The organism is Paractinoplanes brasiliensis (genome assembly GCF_004362215.1).
Taxonomy (GTDB): Bacteria; Actinomycetota; Actinomycetes; order Mycobacteriales; family Micromonosporaceae; genus Actinoplanes; species Actinoplanes brasiliensis.
Genome location: NZ_SNWR01000002.1, coordinates 2,129,820 through 2,150,165, shown reverse-complemented (window position 1 = coordinate 2,150,165; position 20,346 = coordinate 2,129,820). Strand labels below are relative to the sequence as shown.

Sequence of the window (20,346 nt, the reverse complement as noted above, 5' to 3'; positions counted from 1 at the left end):
CATGAGCATCCGGCTGGCCGTGGACATCGGCGGCACCTTCGTCGACGCCATGGAGCTCGACACCCGTACGGGTAAGGTCCGCTTCCGCAAGGCCTCCACCACTCCCGCCCACCCGGCCGAGGGGGTGCTGAACGCGATCGCCGCGCTCGGCACCGACCTCAGTGAGGTGGAACTGTTCATCCACGGCACCACGCTCGGCCTCAACGCCGTGCTGGAGCGGCGCGGCGGCAACACCGGGATCATCACCAACGACGGCTTCCGCGACATCTTCCTGATCGGCCGGGGCAACGTGCCGACCGCGCACATGTACGACTTCCGTTACCAGCGCCCGGAAAGCCTTGTCCAGCGCAGGTTCACCGCGGGGGTCACGGGGCGCCTCGACTACAAGGGCAACGTCGTCGACGAGCTGGACCCGGACAGCGTGCGGGCCGCCGCGCGGGAGCTGGTCGAGAACCAGGGCGTCACGTCGATCGCGATCTGCTTCCTGCACTCGTTCCTCGACCCCGCCCACGAGCGGGAGGCGGCCCGGATCATCCGCGAGGCCCATCCCGGGGTGAGCCTGTCGCTGTCGACCGACATCGTGCGCGAGTACCGCGAGTACGAGCGGACCAGCACCACCGTGCTCGAGGCGTACATCCGGCCGATCTTCGAGCGGTACGTCGACGAGCTGGAGAAGGGCCTGACCGACCGGGGCTTCGCCGGGCGGTTCCTGATCATGCGGTCGGGTGGCGGCTCGATGACCGGAACCGTGGCCAAGACGTCACCGACCCACACTGTGCTCTCCGGGCCGGCGGGCGGCATCGTGGGCGCCGCTTACCTGGCCGCCGAGCTGGGCCGCGACAACATGCTGACGTTCGACATCGGCGGCACCTCGCTCGACGCCTGTGTGATCGAGAAGGGCAACCCGGTCGCCGCGTACGAGGCTCAGCTCGAGCATTTCCCGCTGCTGATCCCCACGTACGACATCCGCACGATCGGCGCGGGCGGCGGCTCGATCGCGTGGCTGGACCGCGGGCTGCTCAAGGTGGGCCCGCAGAGCGCCGGCGCCGCCCCGGGGCCGGTCTGCTACGGCCGTGGCGGCACCCAGCCGACCGTCACCGACGCCGCCGTGGTGCTCGGTTTCGTCGACCCGGAACGCTTCCTCGCCGGAACGATGGGGCTGGCCGACGAGGCCGCCCGCGACGCGATCCGGGAGCAGCTGGCCGAGCCGCTGAACCTGCCGGTGGCCGACGCCGCGGCCGGCATCTTCGACGTGCTGCTGGCCAGGACGGTCGGCGCGGTCCGCCAGATCACCGTCGAACGCGGCCACGACCCGCGAGTGTTCTCGCTGCTCGCGTTCGGTGGCGCGGGTCCGCTGCTGGCGCCGTTGCTGGCCCGCGAGATGGGCATCGGCGAGGTGCTGGTGCCGTTCGCGCCGTCGGGTTTCTCGGCGTGGGGCATGCTCAGCGCCGACATCGTCAACGACTTCTCCCGTACGGTGATGACCACGCTGGACGGCGCCGACCTCGCCCAGCTGGAGCCGCTGTTCTCCGAGACGGAGGCCGAGGCGCTCGCTTCCCTGGCCGCGCAGGGCGTGCCCGACGGCGAGGGCGTGCTGGAGCGGCAGTTCGAGCTGCGCTACCTGGGCCAGGAGCACAGCCTGATGGTCACGGTCGGTTCCACGCTGGACGCCGATGCCGTGCGGAAGGCCTTCGACGAGCTGCACCACGCCCGCTACGGCCACACGATGAGCAACGCGTTGCAGATCCTCAATTTGCGCGTACGCGGGATCGGGCGCACGTCACGGCCGGAGCTCCCGCTCGTCGAGCCCGGCGGCGCTGCCACACCCCGTACGCATCGGGAAGCCTTTGACTTCGGCACGCGAGCCGTCGTGCCGTTCGCCGTCTACGACCGCGCCGATCTGAGGGCCGGCAACGGTTTCGCCGGTCCCGCCCTGATCGACGAGGGCACGTCCACCACGGTCGTCCCGAGCGGCCAGAACGTGACCGTCGACGAGCACGGCTACCTGCGCGTGACGCTCGCCGAGGAGGCTTCGCGATGACCGAATTGGACGGAGCGCGTGTCGAGGTCGTGCGCAGCTATCTGCTGTCCGCGGCCGAGGAGATGCGGGCCACCCTCATCCGTACGTCGTTCAACCCGGTCATCTACGAGGTGCACGACTTCGGCCTTTCCCTGTACGACGCCCGGATGCGCCCGGTCGCCGAGGCCACCGGGCTCACCTCGTTCCTGGGGGCCAACGACTACTCGTTGCGCAAGGGCGTCGAGTACGTGGGGGTCGAGAACCTGCACCCGGGCGACGTGGTGCTGCTCAACTACCCGTACTGGAACGCCGCGCACGCCTCCGACGCCACGCTGTTCGCGCCGGTGTTCGACGGCGAGACCCTGATCGGCTTCCTGTGCATCCGGGCGCACTGGATGGACCTGGGCGCCAAGGACCCCGGGTACGTGCTCGACTCCACCGACATGCACCAGGAGGGCTTGATCTTCCCCGGCACGAAGGTCGTGTCCCGGGGCGAGCCGGTGCACGACGTCCACGAGCTGCTGCGGTTCAACTCCCGCATGCCCGACGCGATCCTCGGCGACCTGCACGCGCAGATCTCGGCCATCCGTACGGGCGAGCGCCGCCTGCTGGAGATCTATGCCAAGTTCGGCCGCGAGACCGTGCTGGCCGCGATCGACCAGATCATCGCCGACGGTGAGGCCCGTACGAGGTCGGCTCTGGCCGCGCTGCCACAGGGCACGTGGAGCGCCGAGGACTACCTGGACGACGACGGCATCACCGACGAGCCGGTCAAGATGCGGGTCACCGTCACCATCGCCGACGGGACGTTCCGGGTCGACTTCGCCGGCTCGTCCCCGGCCGTCCGCGGCCCGATCAACATGCCGTTCGGCGCCACCGAGGCCATCTGCAAGGTCATCCTCAAGTCGCTGACGTCGCCGCACGAGCCCTCCAACGCGGGCACGGTCGCGCCGCTGGAGGTGCGGGCCGAGCCGGGCACGCTGTTCCACGCGGTCTACCCGCAGCCCACGTTCACGCTGTGGACCGGCATCGTCGCGTTCGAGCTGATCCTCAAGGCGCTGGCCCAGGGCATGCCGGAACTGTTGCCGGCCAGCAGCGGCGGCGACGTGCCCGGGTTCATGATGGTCGGCGTCCATCCCGACACCGGCGCCATGTTCGCGGTCAGCAACAACGAGCTGGTCGGCTGGGGCGGCACGGCCGACCACGACGGCATGGACGCGGCCACCCACGTCAGCGGCAGCACCGGGCGCGGCACCCCGATCGAGGTGATGGAGGCCCGTACGGGGATGTTCATGGAGCGGGTCGAGATCCGCACCGACTCGGGCGGCGCCGGCAAGTTCCGCGGCGGCAGCGGCCTGCGCCGGGACATCAAGTTCGTCACTCCCGGCGAGTTCCTCATGGTCATCAAGAAGACCAAGACCCAGCCGTGGGCGCTCGGCGGCGGCCTGCGCCCCGATCCCAACCAGGTCGTCGCGTTCCCCGGCACCGACCGCGAGCAGCGGATCAGCACCAAGCGCCTGACCGTGACGCCGGGCGACCGGGTCACGCTGCTCACCGCGGGCGGCGGTGGTCACGGGCTCCCCGCCGATCGGGACCCCGCGCTGGTGAAGCGGGACGTCGCCGAGGGCTATGTGTCGGCGGAAGCGGCCCGTGACGTCTACGGGGTGACGCTCGATGACTGACGGTGCCACCGTCGAGGTCGTGCGCAACCACCTCGTGTCGGCGGCCGAGGAGATGCGGGCGGCGCTGGTGCGGACGGCCTTCAACCCCGTCATCTACGAGGTGCACGACTTCGGGATCTCCGTCTACGACCGGTCGTTGCGCCTGGTCGCCGAGTCCACCGGGCTGTCACGGTTCCTGGGGGCCAACGACTACTCGATCCGCAGAGGCGTCGAGTACGTCGAGTCCTTGGAGGAGGGCGACATCGTCCTGCTCAACTACCCGTACTGGAACGCGGCGCACTCGTACGACGCGACGATGTTCGCGCCCGTGTTCGTGCGGGGCGAGCTGGTGGCGTACCTGTGCATCCGGGCCCACTGGATGGACCTGGGCGCCAAGGACCCCGGGTACGTGCTCGACTCCACCGACATGCACCAAGAAGGCCTGATATTTCCCGGCACGAAGGTGTATTCGCGCGGTGAGCCGGTGCGGGACATCCTGGAGCTGATCCGCTTCAACTCCCGGATGCCGGCGCTGGTGCTCGGCGACCTGAACGCCCAGATCGCCGCTCTGCGTACGGGGGAGCGGCGAGTCGCCGAGCTCTTCGACCGCTACACCCGGCCGGTGGTGGATGACGCGGTCGACCGCTTTGTCCGTGCCGCCGAGGAATCGGCCGCGGAGGCAGTGGCGAGGCTGCCGCAGGGCAGCTGGACGGCCGAGGACTGGCTCGACGACGACGGCGTCACCGAGGACCCGATCCTCATGCGCTGCACGGTGACCATCGCCGACGGAACGTTCACCGTCGACTTCGCCGGCTCCTCGCCCGCCGTGCCCGGCCCGGTCAACCTGCCGCTGGGCTCGACCATCGCCACCTGCCGGGTCGCGTTCAAGGCCGTCACCACCCCCGGCGAGCAGACCAACGCCGGCCACTTCGCCCCGCTGCGGGTCGAGGCCGAGCCGGGAACCCTGTTCCACGCCGTCTATCCGGCCGCCACTTTCACGCAGTGGACCGGCACGGTGGCCCTCGAACTGATCTACAAGGCCCTGGCCCAGGGGATGCCGGACCGGCTGCCCGCCAGCAGCGGCGGGGACGTGCCCGGGTTCATGATGGTCGGCGTCCACCCCGACACCGGTTCGATGTTCGCGGTCAGCAACAACGACCCGGTCGGCTGGGGCGGCACGCCCGACCATGACGGCATCGGCCCGGCCAACCACCTGTGCCAGACCCAGGCCCGCAACACGCCGGTCGAGGTGCTCGAGGCGAGGACCGGCATGTTCTTCGAACGCGTCGAGATCCGTACGGACTCGGGCGGCGCCGGCAGATTCCGCGGGGGCTGCGGCCTGCGGCGGGACATCCGGTTCGTGACCGACGGCGAGTTCCTGTCGGTAATCAAGAAGACGAAAAGCGCGCCGTGGGCGCTCGACGGCGGCCGGCAACCCGAACCCAACCAGGTTGTCGTGTTCCCCGGCACCGGCCGCGAGAAGCGCGTCAGCACCAAACGCACCCCCGTACGGGCCGGTGACCGGGTCACGCTGCTCACCGCCGGCGGTGGCGGGCACGGCGACCCGGCGCTGCGCGACCCGGGCGCGGTGCGGCACGACGTTCAGGAGGGCTACGTCTCACCCGGGGCGGCCCGCGAGGTGTACGGGGTGAACGCATGAATCAGCTGCTCGGCAACTGCACCGTGGTGGACGCGCGGGCGCATCCCGTCAAGGACGCCGGCATCTGGGTCACCGGCGACCGGATCGCGGCCGCGGGCCCGTACTCCGAAATCGCCTCTCAGGCCCGAGCGGCGGGACCAGTCGTCGAACGGGATCTGAACGGCGCCTTCGTGACGCCTGGGCTGGCCAACATGCACACCCACTTCTCGCTGTCGCTGCCCGGCAGCGGCGGCAACGCGGTCAAGGACATGGGGCCCCACGACCTGGCCCTCTACATGGCCGACGGCGCCCGCCGCACCCTGGACTGCGGCGTCACCACCGTGCGCAACGTGGCCGAGAAGGACCACGCCGACTTCGCGCTGCGCCGGGCCATCAACGCCGGACGGGCGGCCGGGCCGCGCATGTACACGGCCGGGCGCGCGCTGGTCTGCACCGGCGGGCACGGCCACGAGAGCGGCGACACCATGGAGTGCGACGGGCCGGTCGGGTTCCGGCACGGGGTCCGCAGCCAGATCAAGGCCGGCGCCGACCTCATCAAGGTGATGATCTCGGGTGGCATCGCCGGGGAGCACGAGGGCATCGCGACGCCGCAGCTGTTCGCCGACGAGATGGCCGCCGTGATCGAGACCGCGCACGCCTGGGGCCGCAAGGTCACCGCGCACGCGGGCCCGGCCGAGGTCATCGCGGCCGCCGTCGAGCTGGGGCTGGACTGCGTCGAGCACGGTTACCAGCTGACCCCCGAGGTGGCCCGGCAGATGGCGGCCAAGGGCACCGCGCTCGTGCCGACGTTGCTGGTCACCCGGTGCAAGGAGTTCTTCGACGAGCTGGGCGTGCCGGAATGGATGCAGTGCCGCTCGCTCGGCGCCGGCCCCCGCCACATCGAAAGCTTCACGATGGCCCTGGAAGCCGGGGTGGAGATCCTGCTCGGCAGCGACATGCCCCCGTTCTGGGCCTTCGAGGGCACCAACGCCACCGTACGGGAGCTGGAGAACCTGGCCGAGCACCTCGGGCCGGAGCGGGCGCTGCACGCGGGCACCCGCGGCCCGATCCGCTGGCTCGGCCTCGACAACGACCTCGGCACGATCGAGGCAGGCAAGTACGCAGACATGATCGCCATGGACGCCGATCCCCTCGACGACACCTCCGCCTTCCGGGGCGTGTGGTTCGTCATGAAGGGCGGCGTCGTGACGCGGGAGGACCAGCGATGAGCTTCGCGGAGATCGGGGCCGCGGCCATCGCGGCCGGAATCGACGACATGTACGCGGCCTTCCTGGCCGGCGACCGAGCGCGTTTCGACTCGCACCTGCACGAGGACGTCACCACCTGGGAGACGCACCTACCCGGCCCGCTGCGCACGCGGCGCGAGCTGGACGACTATCGCGACATCCGGGACTCGGCGGGGGAGCGGCCCGTGCTGTCCCGGATGGCCGCGGTGGACAAGCGGATCGACGTCTGGGGCGATGTCGGGGTGGCCCGCTACGTGCTGGTGACCGAGGACGCGAGCAGCGGCGCGGAACAGCACTCCCGGGTCACCGACGTGCTGCGCCGCGTCGACGGGAACTGGCGGATCGTGCACCACCACTCCGAACTCGTCCGGCCCGCGTTCACCTCCCAGGAGTCGTCATGACGTACGGCGTAGTGATGCGCGCATGATCCGTCGACTCGTCGCCACCTCGGCGGGGGAGCCGCGGGATGTGCTGCGGCTCGCCTCCCTGCCGGACGACCCGCCGCCCGGGCCGGGGCAGGTGCGGCTCACGGTGCACGCCGTCGGCCTGAACTTCCTCGACGTGTCGCTGTGCCGGGGCGACTACCCCGTACGGCCCGAGCCGCCGATGACGCCAGGTGTCGAGTGCTCGGGGCGGGTGGTGGCGGCCGGCGCCAGCGCCGACGAGTGGCTCGGGCGGGAGGTGGTGGCCTGCCCGGCGTTGCCGCACGGCGCGCTGGGCGACACCGTGACCATCGACGCCGGCCTGATCGTGCCCCGGCCGTCCGACGTGGACCCGATCACGGCGGCGGCGCTGCCGGTGACGTACCAGACCGCGTGGTTCGCCCTGGAAAGGGCGCGGCTGCGGGCGGGCGAGACCGTGCTGGTGCACGCCGGGGCGGGCGGGGTCGGCATCGCGACGATCCAGTTGGCGGTGGCGCGGGGCGCTCGGGTCGTCGCCACGGCCGGCTCCCGGGATAAAAGGGACATCTGCCTCTCTCAGGGCGCTGCCGAGGCCTGGAGTTACGACGATTTCGTCTGCCAAGCCGACGTCGTCATCGACCCGGTGGGCGGTGACCTGCTCAGCCGCTCGCTGGACTGCCTGGCGTTCGAGGGGCGGCTGGTCAGCGTCGGTATGGCGGCCGGGCCACCGCCGCCGGTCGACCCGGCCCGGCTGATCGCCCGCAACGCCGACCTGATCGGCGTCTCATGGGGATCGCGGTACCCGTGGGCCCGCCCGGCCGAGGTGCGGGCCGCCTACGACGAACTGTTCCGCCGGTGCGCGGCTGGTGAGCTGCGACCGCCGGTCACCCGGGTCGTGCCGCTGGACGAGGCGCCGGCCGCACTCTCCGACCTGGCCGCCCGGCGTACCACCGGAAAGGTCGTCGTACGGGTCGGCGGGGCGGCGTCCGGCTTCGGTGGGGCGGCGTCCGGCTTTGACGGGGCAGCGTCCGGCTTCGGTGGGGCGGCGTCCGGCTTTGAGGGGGCGGCGTCCGGCTTCGGTGGGGCGGCGGCATTCGGCTTCGGCTTCAACGAGGAGGCGTCATGAGCGAGATGGACATCTACGACCTGCGGGTCAGCGTCGACCGGATCGAGGGCCGGTCGGTGTGCGGCATGGCGGTGGGCGACCACTTCGACCTCACCAACAGCGCGCACCTGACCATCCCCGAGGGCAAACACTTCTGCGTGTACGCGCTGGCCTCGGTGCTGCCGTTCCTCGCGGCCAAGCAGCGTGACCTGGCGTCCGGCGACTGGCTGGCGCAGGACTCGCACTTCATCTGCCCCGACCCCGAGGAACGGCTCGTCATGAAGGTCGAGCGCACCTGCCGGCGAACCATGAACTCCGAGGACCTGACCTGATGCGTACGGAAATCGGGTTGGGGTTGCAGAGCGACAAACCGGCCGGCACGTACGCTCGGCTGGCCCGCGCGGCCGAGGACGCCGGCTTCGACGTGCTCACCGTGTTCGGCGACCTGATGTACCAGCCCCCGATCTTCCCGCTGCTCGAAATGGCCGGGGCAACCACCCGCGTACGGCTGGGTCCGGCCTGCCTGAACCCGTACTCGATGGCGCCGTACGAGATCGCGGGTCAGATCACGGCCCTTGACCTGGCCTCGCACGGGCGGGCGTATTTGGGGCTGGCCCGCGGGACGTGGCTCGGGGCGGTCGGGTTGCCGCAGCCCCGGCCGCTGACCGCCCTCGCGGAAACGGCCGAGGTGGTGGCGCGGCTGCTGCGGGGCGACCGTTCCGCCTACACCGGTCGCCTGCACTCGCTCGCGGCGGACACCGTGCTGCGGTACTCGCTGGCGCGGCCCGCCGTGCCGCTGCTGATCGGGGCGTGGGGTGAACAGGGAGCCGCGCTGGCCGGGCGGATCGCCGACGAGATCAAGGTCGGCGGGAGCGCCAACCCCGACATGGTGCCGGTGATCCGTTCGCGGCTGGAGGTGGGGGCCGCGCGGGCCGAGCGTTCCGTCGACGACATCGGCATCGTGCTGGGCGCGGTCACGGTCGTCGACGCCGACGGGGAGGCGGCTCGGGCCAAAGCCCGTACGGAGGTGGCGATGTATTTGGCGGTGGTGGCCTCGCTCGACCCCACCGTCGTCCTGCCGCCCGGTCTGGTGGATTCGGTGGGGGCGCTGGTCGCGGCGGGGCGGGATGCCGAGGCGGGCCGGCTGATCCCGGACGAGGTGCTGGATCGGTTCGCTTTTTCCGGTACGCCGGCGCAGGTGGCCGCGCAGGCTCAGCTCTTGATCGACGCGGGGGTGCGGCGGGTCGAGTTCGGGACGCCCCACGGGCTCACGGACGACCGGGGGGTGGAACTGCTGGGCTCGTCGGTTCTGCCGCTGCTGTCCCGATAGCGCGGTCGGTGGAGCTCGCGTGGTTTTCCGGCGGCGCATGTTGTCCCGGGCGGCGTTCGCGTCGTGCCGCTGCCGTAACACATTTCGCTGAGTTTTCGCCCGTTGTCCACAGCTGGGAGTTGTGCACAGGGGGCCCGCACGGCCACCCGAACTCGACCACAATGACCGGCGTGGAGGTGGCCCCCCAGGGAGGGCGGGTCCTTGTCAACCCCAGCATCAGTCATGATCGTTGTTAGGAGCCCTTCGGATGGATGTTCTGCTTGTGCTCGGGCCGGGGCTTGTTGCCGACCGCGAGCTACTGATCAAGCTGGCCGAGGACACGGCTGGGGAACTCGCGGCGGGACTCAAGGTCGTCGACGCGGTGACGGTGGCCGAGCTGGGGGCGCACGACGGGCCGGCTGTGGTGGTGCCGGCGGATCCGGTGTTGATGGCCACCGAGCCCGCGAACACAGTGTTTTACGACTTGACGGTGGCCGCTGAGCCCGCCTCGCCCCGGCACCTGCACGGGCGCGGGGTGTGGGGGCTGGTGTGGGCCATCCGGCACGCCGTGCACCGGCACCGGCACCCGGCCCGGCGGATTGCCTACGGCTCACATCCCGAGCAGTGGGCCGAAGAACGGACCCCGACCGGCGCGGCGGACGCCCCCTCCGTGGCGCCGGTCGGGATCCTCATTCACGGTGGGTTCTGGCGGTCGATCTGGGCCGCCGACCTGATGGACGCGCTCGCCATCGACCTGGCCGACCGCGGCTGGACGAGCTGGAACCTGGAGTACCGCCGCCCCGACCGGCACGGCTGGGCGGCCACCACGGCTGACATCGCGCAGGGCGTGGCCAAGGCCCGCGAACGCCACCCGGGCGCCCCGATCGTGGTGTTCGGGCATTCGGCCGGTGGGCAGCTCGCCTTGCGCCTGGCGGCCGACGACCCGGGTCTCACGCTGGCGGTGTCGCTGGCGGGGGTGCTCGACCTGTACGAGGGGCAGCGCCGGTTCCTGGGCGAGGGTGCGATCACCACGGCGCTGGGCGGCGCCCCGGCCGACGTTCCCGACGTCTATGCGGCGAGCGACCCGATGACCCGGCTGCCGCTGGCCTCCCCGGCGCTGCTGGTGCAGGGCAGCGGGGACGGGTTCGACCTGGTCGACATCAACCGCCGGTTCGCCGCCGCGTCGGGTGTCACGTTGCTGGAGTTGCCGGGTGACCACTTTGATGTGATCACCCCGTCCTCGCCGATCTGGCAGGCGACGATGGACGCGGTTATTTCACGTACGTGAACAAGGTGAGCTAGAAGAGCCGGGGGGTGACCACCGAGACGACGGTGGTCACCTCCTCGGTGTCGTTGTACATGCTGTGCGGCACCGTCGAGCGCAAGTGCACGCTGTCGCCGGGGTGCAGCCGGTGCTCCACCCCGTCGACCTCGTACAGCAGCTCGCCCGAGATCACGTACGCGAATTCCTCGCCGGCATGCCCGTACGCCACCTCACGCCGCCCGCCCGGGGCGATGTGCACCACCATGGGCTCGAGCACCAGCCCGGCCCCACGGTCGGACAGCATGCGATAGGTCTGCTGCCCCGACACGTATTGCACGGCGGCGTTTTCCGCACGGGTCAGCGTGAAATGCCGCGGCATCGGCACGACGACCGGGTCGGGATCACTGGCGGCGGCGGGCGCGTCGAAGAAGTCGGCAACCGAGTGGCCGAGAGCCGTCGCCACGCTGCCCAGCGCGGTCAGCCCGATCGACGAGATGCCCCGCTCGACCTGCGACAAAAACCCGATGGACAGCCCCGAACGGGCGGCGAGGCTGCGCAACGTCATGCCGCGCTGCTTGCGGAACTCGCGGATGCGCGGACCGACCTGCACGGCCGAGGTGTCTTCGAGCGGTTCGGTCACGCGTTCGATGCTACTAAAAACCGCCCGGCCGCGCGATGGGCTGTCAACCCGGCTGGGTCACCGGGAAAGGGACTGCTGTCAGGAGTCGAACTCGGGCGGCAGGTCGTCGCTGAGCAGGTCCTCGGCGCGGCCTTCGAGCATCTTGGCGGTCTCGGTGGAGCGCGGCAGCATGGTGTCCTCGTAGGCGCGGACGGCCTCGCCGATGGTCGCGGACCCGGCGAGCGCCAGCGCCAGTTCGGCGGCGTCGAGCATGGCGAGGTTGACGCCGACGCCCAGTGGGGGCATGAGGTGGGCGGCGTCGCCGAGCAGGGTGACGGTGGGGTCGTGGTCCCAGACGTGCGGGACGGGGAGCGCGAAGATCGGCCGGTCGACGTACCGGCCGTCGTTGTCGCTGATCATCTGCCGCATGCGGGGCGACCAGCCGGCGAACTCGTCGAGCAGGTGGGCACGGATGCCGGCGGTGTCGTCGGGCCGCAGGCCGGCGGCGGCGATCCAGTCGGCCGGGACCTTGCGGATGATGTAGACGCGGATGTGATCACCGCCGTTGCGCTGGCCCCACAGCGCGCGCCGGCCGTCGGCTCCGGTGGCACTGCCCGGACCGACCAGTGTGGACAGGTTGGTGTGCCGGTCGTCCACGGCGTGGAACCAGGCTTCGGTGAAAGTCACGCCGGTGTACTGCGGGACGGCCGGGGAGATCGCCGGGCGGACCCGGGAGAACGCGCCGTCGGCGCCGATGACCAGGTCCGTCTCGACGGTGGTGCCGTCGGCGAAATGCAGGGTGCGGGGGCCGCCGGAGGGCCCGCAGACATGGGTGAGCGCCTGACCCCACCGGACGGTGCCGGGCGACAGTGAACCGAGCAGAAGGTCACGCAGCCGGCCGCGGTCGATCTCGGGTTTGAACAGTTCGCCCACCTCCGGGACGATGTGCGCCCGCAGCTCGCCGTCGGTGCCCAGGATGCGCATCTCCTGGCCCTCCGGGCGGGACAGCCGGAGGAAGTCGTCGAGGAGGCCGGTCTCGCGCAGGGCGAGCTGGCCGCTGTCGGCGCGCAGGTCGAGGCTGCCGCCCTGGTCGCGGGTGTCGGGGCCGCTGTCGCGGTCGTGAACGGTGACCGTGAGGCCGTGTCGTTGCAGGATGCGGGCGCAGGTGAGCCCGCCGGGCCCGGCGCCGATGATGTCGATCCGCGCTTCTCTGGTGGTTGCTGTCATGCCTCAAGAAAAGCAGAACGAATCCAAAAGTGCAACGAGTAAACTTTTTGCATTATGCCACCGAGGCCTATACTCGGGTCATGACCCAGACACCTGTCGGCCGCCGGGAGCGCAAGAAGGCGGCCACCCGGCAGGCGATTGCCGACGCGGCCCTTCGCCTGTTCCTCGAGCGCGGTTACGACGGGGTGAGTCTGCGCGAGATTGCCGACGCGGCCGACGTGTCGACCACGACGCTGTTCAAACACTTCTCCGGCAAGGAGGCGCTGGTCTTCGACCAGGAGCGGGACAACGAGGCTCAGCTGATCGCCGCGGTGCGCGGGCGGGGCGGCCAGGGCATCGTCGGGGCGCTCCGCGAACACTTCCTGGGCGCCCACCTCCCGTTCGCGCAGCATCCCCAGGCGGCCGAGTTCGTCGCGCTGGTCGACGCCACGCCGGCGCTGCGGTCGTACGCCGAACGCATGTGGACCCGGCACGCCGACAGCCTCAGCGCGGCCATGGCCGAGGAGTGCGGTGCGGACCACGACGACGTCACCTGCGTGGCGCTTGCCCGATTCGTCCTGGAAATTCCCGCCCTCGTCCGCGGCCGGCCGGACCCACGCGCCGCCATCGAGGCGATCTTCGACATCCTGACGCGGGGATGGGTGCCACCCTTGCCGGTCGGTGACACCTATTGCCGGTCGCTCTGAAGACGGGGCGGCGGCGCGATGGGCTGCCAGTCCAGCGGGGTCGCCAGAATCATCGTGCTGGACGGTGTCCCGTACGACCCGAGCCGGTCGGTGACCTCGGCGAACGCCTCCATCGAAACGGCCGCCACCTTGAGCACGCAACAGGTGTCCCCGGTGACCCGGTTGATCTCGAGCACCTCGGGCCAGGTGGCCACCTTGTCGTCACGCAGCACGCAGGTCGGCCCGTAGCACGACATCCGGATCAGGCCGAGCACGGTGCGCCCGGCCTTGGCCAGGTCGACGTGGGCGTGATAGCCGCGGATCACCCCGGTCTCCTCGAGCCGCCGCACCCGCTCGGCCACCGCCGGCGGCGACAGGTGCACCCGCCGGGACAGCTCGCTGAAGGACAGCCGCGCGTCGTCCTGCAGTTCGCGCAGCAGGGCCCAGTCCATCGCGTCCATCCCGCTCACCTTCCGAACGTTAAGTGATCACCCCAATCTAGCCACCGATCGGTTGTTTCCGGAGGTCAGGACCGTTGGTTCGGCATTCCGATCCGGGGGTGTGCGGAGAAATCATGGAGCGGTTCCAGCCGAGATCCGCAGGGCGAGGAGATTCTGTGAAATCCGTGGATACCGCTGTCGTGCGGCCGACCACCGCCGAGGAGCGCGACGCCCGTACGGCGCGCAACGGCGGGGCGCCGACGCTGGAGTTCGGCCGGCGGGTGCCGTACGACGAGTACGTGCACGCCAGCACCCTGCACACCCTGCAGCGCACGCTGAGCGGCGACCCGGGCGAGATGTCGTTCCTGGTGGTCAGCCAGATCATGGAGTTGTATTTCAACCTGGTCCGGCACGAGCTGGAGCTGGCCCGCGAGCACGTGCGCGCCGACGAGGTGTGGCCCGCGCTGGCCCCGCTGCGGCGCTGCGCCCTGCACCTGGAGGGGCTGAACGCCGCCTGGCAGACGCTGCGCTGGATGACCCCGGCCGACTTCAACCGTTTCCGTGATCTGCTGGGCGAGGGCTCGGGTTTCCAGTCGGCCATGTACCGGCAGGTCGAGTTCCTGCTGGGGCTGCGCACGAAGTCGCTGATGCGCCCGCACAAGGGCACCCCCGCGTACGGGGAACTGGAAGCCGCCCTGAAACAGGCGAGCCTGTGGGACGAGGTGATCGCGTTGCTCGCCCGCCAGGGACACGACATCGACCCGGCGCTGCTGCGGCGTGACGTCACCGACGAGCACGAGGCCGATCCGTCGGTGTCCCGGGCCTGGGTGCGCGTTTATCGTGACCCCGGCCCGGACAACCACCTCAGGCTGCTGGGCGAGGCGTTGACCGAGGTAGCCGACCGTTTCGGCGACTGGCGATACCTGCATCTCAAGGCGGTGCAGAGAACAATGGGGGCCAAGAGCGGCACCGGCGGGTCCAACGGCCTGGCTTTCCTGCAGCGCAGCATGAGCCGGCCGGTGTTCCCGGAGCTGTGGACCTCGCGGACGGAGATGTGATGCAGCGCGATCAGCAGGACCCGGGGCGCCGGCACCTGTTCCACATCCCCCCGGCCGAGGGCGGCGACTACCCCGAGGTCGCGTATTTCGCCGGCAACTCGCTGGGGCTGCAACCCAAGGCCACCCGGGTCGAGCTGAACGAGGACCTCGACGAGTGGGCCCGCCTCGGTGTCGAGGGGCATCTTGACGCCGTACGCCCGTGGTTGCCCTACCACGAGCTGCTGACCCGGCCCGCGGCCCGGCTCGTCGGCGCCCTGCCGTCCGAGGTCGTGGTGATGAACTCGCTCACCGTCGACCTGCACCTGCTGATGGTGTCGTTCTACCGTCCGGCGGGGGAGCGCACCCGCATCGTCATCGAGGACGCGGCGTTCCCGTCCGACAGTTACGCCGTACGCAGTCAGGCCCGCTTCCACGGCCTCGACCCCGACACCACCGTCGTACGGCTGCGCCCGCGCGACGGCGAGGACACGCTGCGCACCGAGGACGTCGTCGCGTTCCTGCGGGACGAGGGGCACACGGTGGCGCTGCTGATGCTCGGCGGCGTCAACTACCTCACCGGCGAGCTGATGGACATGGCCACGATCACCGCAGCGGGCCGGGAGGCCGGGGCCGTGGTCGGCTGGGACCTCGCGCACGCCGCCGGTAACGTGCCGCTGAGCCTGCACGAGTGGGGCGCCGACTTCGCCGCCTGGTGCTCGTACAAATACCTGAACTCGGGGCCGGGCGCGCTGGCCGGTGTCTTCGTGCACGAACGCCACCACGGTTCCGATCTGCCACGCTTCGAGGGCTGGTGGAGCACCGAGGCCGCCACCCGCTTCGAGATGACCCCCGAGTCACGGCCGCCGCGCAGCGCCGACGCCTGGCAGGTGTCGAACCCGCCGATCTTCGCGATGGGCCCCGTGCGCACGTCGCTGCGCATCTTCGACGAGGCCGGCATGCCCGCCCTGCGCGAACGCAGCCTGCGCCTCACGGGTTACCTGCGCGAGCTGCTGGACGAGGTGGTGGCCACCCGCCCGCTGTCGATCATCACGCCGCGTGAGCCGGAACGGCACGGCTGTCAATTGTCCGTACGCCTGCACGAGGGCAACGCGGGCGCACTGACCAAGCGCCTGCGGTTCGAGCACGGCGTGATCGCCGACGCCCGGCAGCCCGACATCGTGCGGTTCGCGCCGGTGCCCCTGTACTCGTCCTATGAGGACTGCCGGCGGGCCGCCGAGGCGCTCGCCGCCTGCGTGGAGGAGACCCAGTGAAGCACGTCGCCATCGTCGGCTCCGGGCTGGCCGGCAGCCTGCTCGCCTGTTACCTGGGCCGGCGCGGCTACCGGGTCGACGTGTACGAGCGCCGTTCCGACCCGCGGGTGGCCGGGGCCGAACGCGGCCGCTCGATCAACCTGGCGCTGTCCGAGCGCGGCATCGACGCGCTGCGCCGGATCGGCCTCGACGAGGAGGTGCTGCGCGACGCGTTGCCGATGCGCGGCCGCATGGTGCACCCGTTGCACGGCGAGACCAACTTCCAGCCGTACAGCGTCTCGGGCGACCGCGCCATCAACTCGATCGGCCGGGGCGCGCTCAACGACGCGCTGCTCGACGCGGCGAGCGCCACCAAGGGCGTCACCATCCACTTCGACCACCCGCTGACCTCGCTCGACCCCGAGACCGGCACGCTCGGCTTCGCCGACGGCAGCCAGGCCAAGGCCGACGTCGTGCTGGGCGCGGACGGCGCGGGCTCGGCGACGCGCGGGCTGATGATGGCGTACGCGGGGGACAGCTTCACCGAGACGGTCAGCTTCCTCGACTACGGCTACAAGGAGCTGACCATCCCGGCACGCGACGGCGAGTTCGCGCTCGACCCGGGCGCGCTGCACATCTGGCCGCGCGGCACCTCGATGATGATCGCGCTGCCCAACCCGGACCGCTCGTTCACCGGCACGCTGTTCTGGCCCAACTCGGGCGCCGGCAGCTTCGCCTCGATCGGCAGCCCGGCCGCTGTCGAACGGCACTTCCGCGAGCAGTACCCCGACCTGCTGGAGCTGATCCCGAACCTGGTCGACGACTACCGGCACAACCCGGTCGGCCTGCTCGGCACGGTCAAGTGCGCGCCCTGGCAGATCCTGGGCCGGGTGGCGCTGATCGGCGACGCCGCGCACGCGATCGTCCCGTTCTACGGCCAGGGCGCCAACGCGGCCTTCGAGGACGTCGTCGAGCTCGACCGCTGCCTCGACGCCACCGGCGACGACTGGGCCGAGGCGCTGCCCCGCTATGAGCTGGGCCGCCGCGAGAACTCCGAGGCGATCGCCGAGATGGCCCTGGCCAACTTCGTCGAGATGCGCGACAAGGTGGCCGACCCGCTGTTCAAACTGGGCAAGAACGTGGAACACACCCTGGAACGGCTGCTGCCCGGCAAGTACGTGTCGCGCTACGAGCTGGTCTCGTTCTCCACCACCCCGTACGCCGAGGTCCGGCGCCGGGTCAAGCGGCAGCATCAGGTGGCCGGGGCGGTCGCGGGCACGCTGGTCGCCCTCGCCGCGGCCGCCATCGCCCGGAGGGTGGTGCGATGAACTGGGACCCGACGCTGGTCACGGGCCGCCCCGCCGGTGATCCGCCGCTGCTGCGCAACTTCGTCGCCGGCGAGTTCCGCCCGGCCTCGTCCACGTTCGCCAAGGCGTCCCCGGTCACCGGCGAGACGGTCTTCTCGGTCACCGAGTCCGACCGCGCCACCGTCGACGACGCGGTGGCCGCCGCCCGGGCCGCCGTGCGCGGGCCGTGGGGGCGTACGACCGAGCAGGAGCGCGCCACGGTGCTGCGCCGCATCGCCGACGAGCTCGAGCGCCGCTTCTCCGACCTGGTCACGGCGGAGGTCGCCGACACCGGCAAGACCCTGACCCAGGCCCGTACGCTCGACATCCCGCGCGGCGCGGCCAACTTCCGGGCCTTCGCCGACGTGGTGGCCGCGACCGGCACCGAGTCGTTCACCACGGCCACGGCCGCCGGTGGGCGCGCGCTCAACTATGCCGTGCGTAAGCCGATGGGCGTCGTCGCGATCATCGTGCCGTGGAACCTGCCGCTGCTGCTGCTCACGTGGAAGGTGGCGCCCGCCCTGGCCTGCGGCAACGCGGTCGTCGTCAAGCCCAGCGAGGAAACCCCGGCCTCGGCGACCGTGCTGGCCGAGGTGATGGCCGCGGCCGGTGTGCCCGAGGGCGTGTTCAACCTCGTGCACGGTCACGGGCCCGATGCGGCGGGGGAGTGGCTCACCACCCACCCCGACGTCGACGCGATCACGTTCACCGGCGAGTCGGCCACCGGCTCGGCGATCATGCGGGCGGCCGCGCCCGGGGTGAAGCCGGTCTCGTTCGAGCTGGGCGGCAAGAACGCCGGGCTGGTCTTCGCCGACGCCGACCTCGACGCCGCCGTGGCCGGCAGCGTGCGGTCCAGCTTCACCAACGGCGGGCAGGTCTGCCTGTGCACCGAGCGCCTGTACGTGCAGCGGTCCGTCTTCGACGAGTTCGCTTCCCGGTTGGCCGGCCGGGCCAGGGAGCTGACCTACGGCTGGCCGTCCGACGAGACCACGGGCACCATGCCGCTGATCTCCAAGGCGCACCGCGACAAGGTGCTCGGCTACTACGACCTCGCCTGTCAGGAGGGCGCGACCGTGCTCGCGGGCGGGGGCGTGCCGCACTTCGGCGACGAGCGCGACGGCGGCTCGTACATCGAGCCCACCGTGATCACCGGGCTCGGCCAGGACGCCCGTACGGTCCGTGAGGAGATCTTCGGGCCGATCTGCCACATCGCGCCGTTCGACGACGAGGACGAGGCCTTCGCGCTGGCCAACGACAGCGCGTACGGGCTGGCCGGCACGGTCTGGACCCGGGACGTGGGCCGCGCTCTGCGGGCCGGCGCGCAGCTCGACGTGGGACTGGTCTGGGTCAACACCTGGTTCCTGCGCGACCTGCGCACCCCGTTCGGCGGGATGCGGGCCTCCGGCGTCGGGCGTGAGGGCGGCCGGCATTCGCTCGACTTCTACTCCGAATACACCAACGTCTGCTTGGACATGTCATGACCTCGCTCGCCCTTGCCCTCGACAACGCGCTGACCACGGCCACCGAGCTGCCCGGCGGCGGGCACGACATCGGTGACCCGTACGCGGTGCAGCGCGAGCTGGTCGGCCTGCGGCTGGCCCGGGGCGAGACGATCGCGGGTGTCAAACTGGGCCTGACCAGCAAGGCGAAGATGCAGCAGATGGGCGTCGACTCGGTCATCTGGGGCCGGTTGACCGACGCCATGCGGATCGAGGACGGCGGGGTGCTCGACCTGGCGCCGCGCATCCACCCCAAGGTCGAGCCGGAGGTCGCTTTCCTCGTACGGGGTGGCGCGATCGCCGCCGTGGCCCCGGCGCTCGAGGTCATCGACTCCCGCTGGCTCGACTTCAAGTTCACCCTCGCCGAGGTGATCGCCGACAACACCTCGGCGGCCGGGTTCGTGGTCGGCGAGTGGCAGCCCGTGCCGGACAACCTGGACAGCCTGGGCGTGCAGCTGATCATCGACGGTGAGGTGGCCGAGACCGGGTCGACCGCTGCCATCCTGGGCGACCCGCGCGAGGCGTTCGCCGAGGCGCTGCGGCTGGCCGGCACGCTGGAGGACGGGTGGGTCGTGCTCGCCGGGGCGGCCACCGCGGCCGTGCGGGTGGGGCCCGGTCAGACCGTACGGGTGGAAGTGGAAAGCCTGGGGTCCGCCTCGCTGAAGGCCTCGTCGTGAGCGGGCGGCTCGTCGAGGGCAAGGCCACTCCGCGGGGCAAGTTCCCGCACGTCAAGGTGGCCAACGGGTTCGCCTTCGTGAGCGGGACGAGCAGCCGCCGCCCGGACAACACGATCGCCGGGGCGTCGGTCGACGAGTTCGGCACGGCCACGCTCGACATCGCGGTGCAGACCCGCGAGGTCATCAAGAACATCGCCGACATCCTGGCCTCGGTCGGGGCGACGCTGGACGACGTCGTACAGATCACGACGTACCTGGTCAACATGAACGACTTCGGTGGTTACAACCAGGTCTACGCCGAGTTCTTCGACTTCGACGGCCCGTCCCGCACCACCGTGGCCGTGCACCAGCTGCCGCACCCGCAGCTGCTCATCGAGATCCAAGCCGTCGCCGCACTACCTGTTCCGTCGTCGAAGGAGACGTCATGACCGACCCGATCAACTTCCCGGGCTGGATCGAGGAGAACAAACACCTGCTCAAGCCGCCGGTCGGCAACAAGCAGATGTTCCCTACCGGCGACGACTTCATCGTCATGGTGGTCGGCGGGCCCAACGCCCGGACGGACTTCCACGTCGACCCGTACGAGGAGTTCTTCTATCAGGTCAAGGGCAACATGCACGTCAAGACCATGACCCCGGACGGGCCCAAGGACGTGCACATCCGCGAGGGCGAGATGTGGGTGCTGCCGGGCAACACGCCGCACTCGCCGCAGCGCCCCGAGCCCGGCTCGATCGGCCTGGTCGTCGAGCGGGTCCGCGAGGAGGGCACGCTCGAGAAGTTCCAGTGGTACTGCTTCGAGTGCAACCACCTGGTGCACGAGGTCGAGCTGCAGGTACGCGACATCGTCGAGGACCTGCCGCCGGTGTTCACGGCCTTCTACTCCGACGAGAAGGCCCGTACGTGTGACAACTGCGGCGCGCTGCACCCCGGGAAGGGCTGA

20 protein-coding genes are annotated in these 20,346 nt (G+C 70.8%); 17 read left to right on the top strand and 3 right to left on the bottom strand.

Translation table 11 applies throughout. The features are described 5' to 3' along the window. The first annotated feature begins 1 nt into the window (after nt 1). The 9 genes from C8E87_RS41690 to C8E87_RS41650 all read left to right on the top strand — a co-directional run bounded on the left by C8E87_RS41690 (nt 2) and on the right by C8E87_RS41650 (nt 10,670). Nucleotides 2–2,041 (top strand): hydantoinase/oxoprolinase family protein, encoded by a 2,040-nt coding sequence (locus C8E87_RS41690; RefSeq protein WP_133878837.1) that lies wholly within the window; start codon nt 2–4, stop codon nt 2,039–2,041. After that, nucleotides 2,038–3,702 (top strand): hydantoinase B/oxoprolinase family protein, encoded by a 1,665-nt coding sequence (locus C8E87_RS41685; RefSeq protein WP_133878836.1) that lies wholly within the window; start codon nt 2,038–2,040, stop codon nt 3,700–3,702. Before C8E87_RS41690 ends, C8E87_RS41685 begins: the two co-directional genes overlap by 4 nt. After that, nucleotides 3,695–5,341, top strand: a complete 1,647-nt coding sequence (locus C8E87_RS41680; protein WP_133878835.1) for a hydantoinase B/oxoprolinase family protein — start codon at nt 3,695–3,697, stop codon at nt 5,339–5,341. The genes C8E87_RS41685 and C8E87_RS41680 overlap by 8 nt, the downstream gene beginning before the upstream one ends. Then, nucleotides 5,338–6,549 carry an amidohydrolase family protein gene (locus C8E87_RS41675; protein WP_133878834.1) on the top strand — a complete coding sequence of 404 codons (1,212 nt, stop codon included), beginning with the start codon at nt 5,338–5,340 and terminating at the stop codon, nt 6,547–6,549. The genes C8E87_RS41680 and C8E87_RS41675 overlap by 4 nt, the downstream gene beginning before the upstream one ends. Then, nucleotides 6,546–6,968, top strand: coding sequence for a nuclear transport factor 2 family protein (locus C8E87_RS41670; RefSeq protein ID WP_133878833.1), 423 nt, complete (start codon nt 6,546–6,548; stop codon nt 6,966–6,968). The genes C8E87_RS41675 and C8E87_RS41670 overlap by 4 nt, the downstream gene beginning before the upstream one ends. A gap of 22 nt (nt 6,969–6,990) precedes the next feature. Continuing rightward, nucleotides 6,991–8,094 carry an NADPH:quinone oxidoreductase family protein gene (locus C8E87_RS41665; RefSeq protein ID WP_133878832.1) on the top strand — a complete coding sequence of 368 codons (1,104 nt, stop codon included), beginning with the start codon at nt 6,991–6,993 and terminating at the stop codon, nt 8,092–8,094. Next, nucleotides 8,091–8,405: a TIGR04076 family protein gene (locus C8E87_RS41660; RefSeq protein ID WP_133878831.1), complete on the top strand. Its 315-nt coding sequence runs from the start codon at nt 8,091–8,093 to the stop codon at nt 8,403–8,405. Before C8E87_RS41665 ends, C8E87_RS41660 begins: the two co-directional genes overlap by 4 nt. Continuing rightward, nucleotides 8,405–9,403 (top strand): LLM class flavin-dependent oxidoreductase, encoded by a 999-nt coding sequence (locus tag C8E87_RS41655; RefSeq protein WP_133878830.1) that lies wholly within the window; start codon nt 8,405–8,407, stop codon nt 9,401–9,403. The genes C8E87_RS41660 and C8E87_RS41655 overlap by 1 nt, the downstream gene beginning before the upstream one ends. A gap of 247 nt (nt 9,404–9,650) precedes the next feature. Beyond that, entirely contained in the window at nt 9,651–10,670 is a 1,020-nt protein-coding gene (locus C8E87_RS41650) for an alpha/beta hydrolase (protein WP_133878829.1), read from the top strand. Nucleotides 10,671–10,680: 10 nt separating this feature from the next. On the opposite strand, the gene C8E87_RS41645 is transcribed toward C8E87_RS41650, so the two are convergent. Together C8E87_RS41645 and C8E87_RS41640 are read right to left on the bottom strand one after the other, a co-directional pair. Next, nucleotides 10,681–11,286 (bottom strand): helix-turn-helix domain-containing protein, encoded by a 606-nt coding sequence (locus tag C8E87_RS41645; protein WP_239080187.1) that lies wholly within the window; start codon nt 11,284–11,286, stop codon nt 10,681–10,683. 78 nt (nt 11,287–11,364) lie between these two features. Then, nucleotides 11,365–12,492 carry an FAD-dependent oxidoreductase gene (locus C8E87_RS41640; protein WP_133878828.1) on the bottom strand — a complete coding sequence of 376 codons (1,128 nt, stop codon included), beginning with the start codon at nt 12,490–12,492 and terminating at the stop codon, nt 11,365–11,367. An 80-nt stretch (nt 12,493–12,572) separates the two neighbouring features. On the opposite strand from C8E87_RS41640, the gene C8E87_RS41635 reads away from it, so the two are divergent. Then, on the top strand, nt 12,573–13,178 hold the full coding sequence (locus C8E87_RS41635; RefSeq protein ID WP_133878827.1) for a TetR/AcrR family transcriptional regulator: 606 nt from the start codon (nt 12,573–12,575) through the stop codon (nt 13,176–13,178). Here the strand turns inward: C8E87_RS41635 and C8E87_RS41630 are convergent. Further along, nucleotides 13,160–13,618 (bottom strand): Lrp/AsnC family transcriptional regulator, encoded by a 459-nt coding sequence (locus C8E87_RS41630; RefSeq protein WP_133879276.1) that lies wholly within the window; start codon nt 13,616–13,618, stop codon nt 13,160–13,162. The genes C8E87_RS41635 and C8E87_RS41630 overlap by 19 nt on opposite strands. A gap of 113 nt (nt 13,619–13,731) precedes the next feature. Here C8E87_RS41630 and C8E87_RS41625 point away from each other — a divergent pair, with 113 nt between their 5' ends. Genes C8E87_RS41625 through C8E87_RS41595 form a run of 7 tightly spaced genes read left to right on the top strand, consistent with a single transcriptional unit; the run spans nt 13,732 to nt 20,346 of the window. Next, entirely contained in the window at nt 13,732–14,655 is a 924-nt protein-coding gene (locus tag C8E87_RS41625; RefSeq protein ID WP_133878826.1) for a tryptophan 2,3-dioxygenase, read from the top strand. Further along, nucleotides 14,655–15,905 (top strand): kynureninase, encoded by a 1,251-nt coding sequence (gene kynU / locus C8E87_RS41620; RefSeq protein ID WP_133878825.1) that lies wholly within the window; start codon nt 14,655–14,657, stop codon nt 15,903–15,905. The genes C8E87_RS41625 and kynU overlap by 1 nt, the downstream gene beginning before the upstream one ends. Beyond that, a complete protein-coding gene (locus C8E87_RS41615) occupies nt 15,902–17,212 on the top strand; it encodes an FAD-dependent oxidoreductase (protein ID WP_133878824.1) in 1,311 nt (436 codons plus the stop codon). The genes kynU and C8E87_RS41615 overlap by 4 nt, the downstream gene beginning before the upstream one ends. Continuing rightward, a complete protein-coding gene (locus C8E87_RS41610; RefSeq protein WP_133878823.1) occupies nt 17,209–18,711 on the top strand; it encodes a 2-hydroxymuconic semialdehyde dehydrogenase in 1,503 nt (500 codons plus the stop codon). Before C8E87_RS41615 ends, C8E87_RS41610 begins: the two co-directional genes overlap by 4 nt. Further along, on the top strand, nt 18,693–19,406 hold the full coding sequence (locus C8E87_RS41605) for a 2-keto-4-pentenoate hydratase (protein ID WP_438866681.1): 714 nt from the start codon (nt 18,693–18,695) through the stop codon (nt 19,404–19,406). The genes C8E87_RS41610 and C8E87_RS41605 overlap by 19 nt, the downstream gene beginning before the upstream one ends. After that, entirely contained in the window at nt 19,403–19,834 is a 432-nt protein-coding gene (locus C8E87_RS41600) for a RidA family protein (protein ID WP_133878821.1), read from the top strand. The genes C8E87_RS41605 and C8E87_RS41600 overlap by 4 nt, the downstream gene beginning before the upstream one ends. After that, complete coding sequence (locus C8E87_RS41595) at nt 19,831–20,346, top strand: 3-hydroxyanthranilate 3,4-dioxygenase (protein ID WP_133878820.1); 516 nt, start codon at nt 19,831–19,833, stop codon at nt 20,344–20,346. The genes C8E87_RS41600 and C8E87_RS41595 overlap by 4 nt, the downstream gene beginning before the upstream one ends.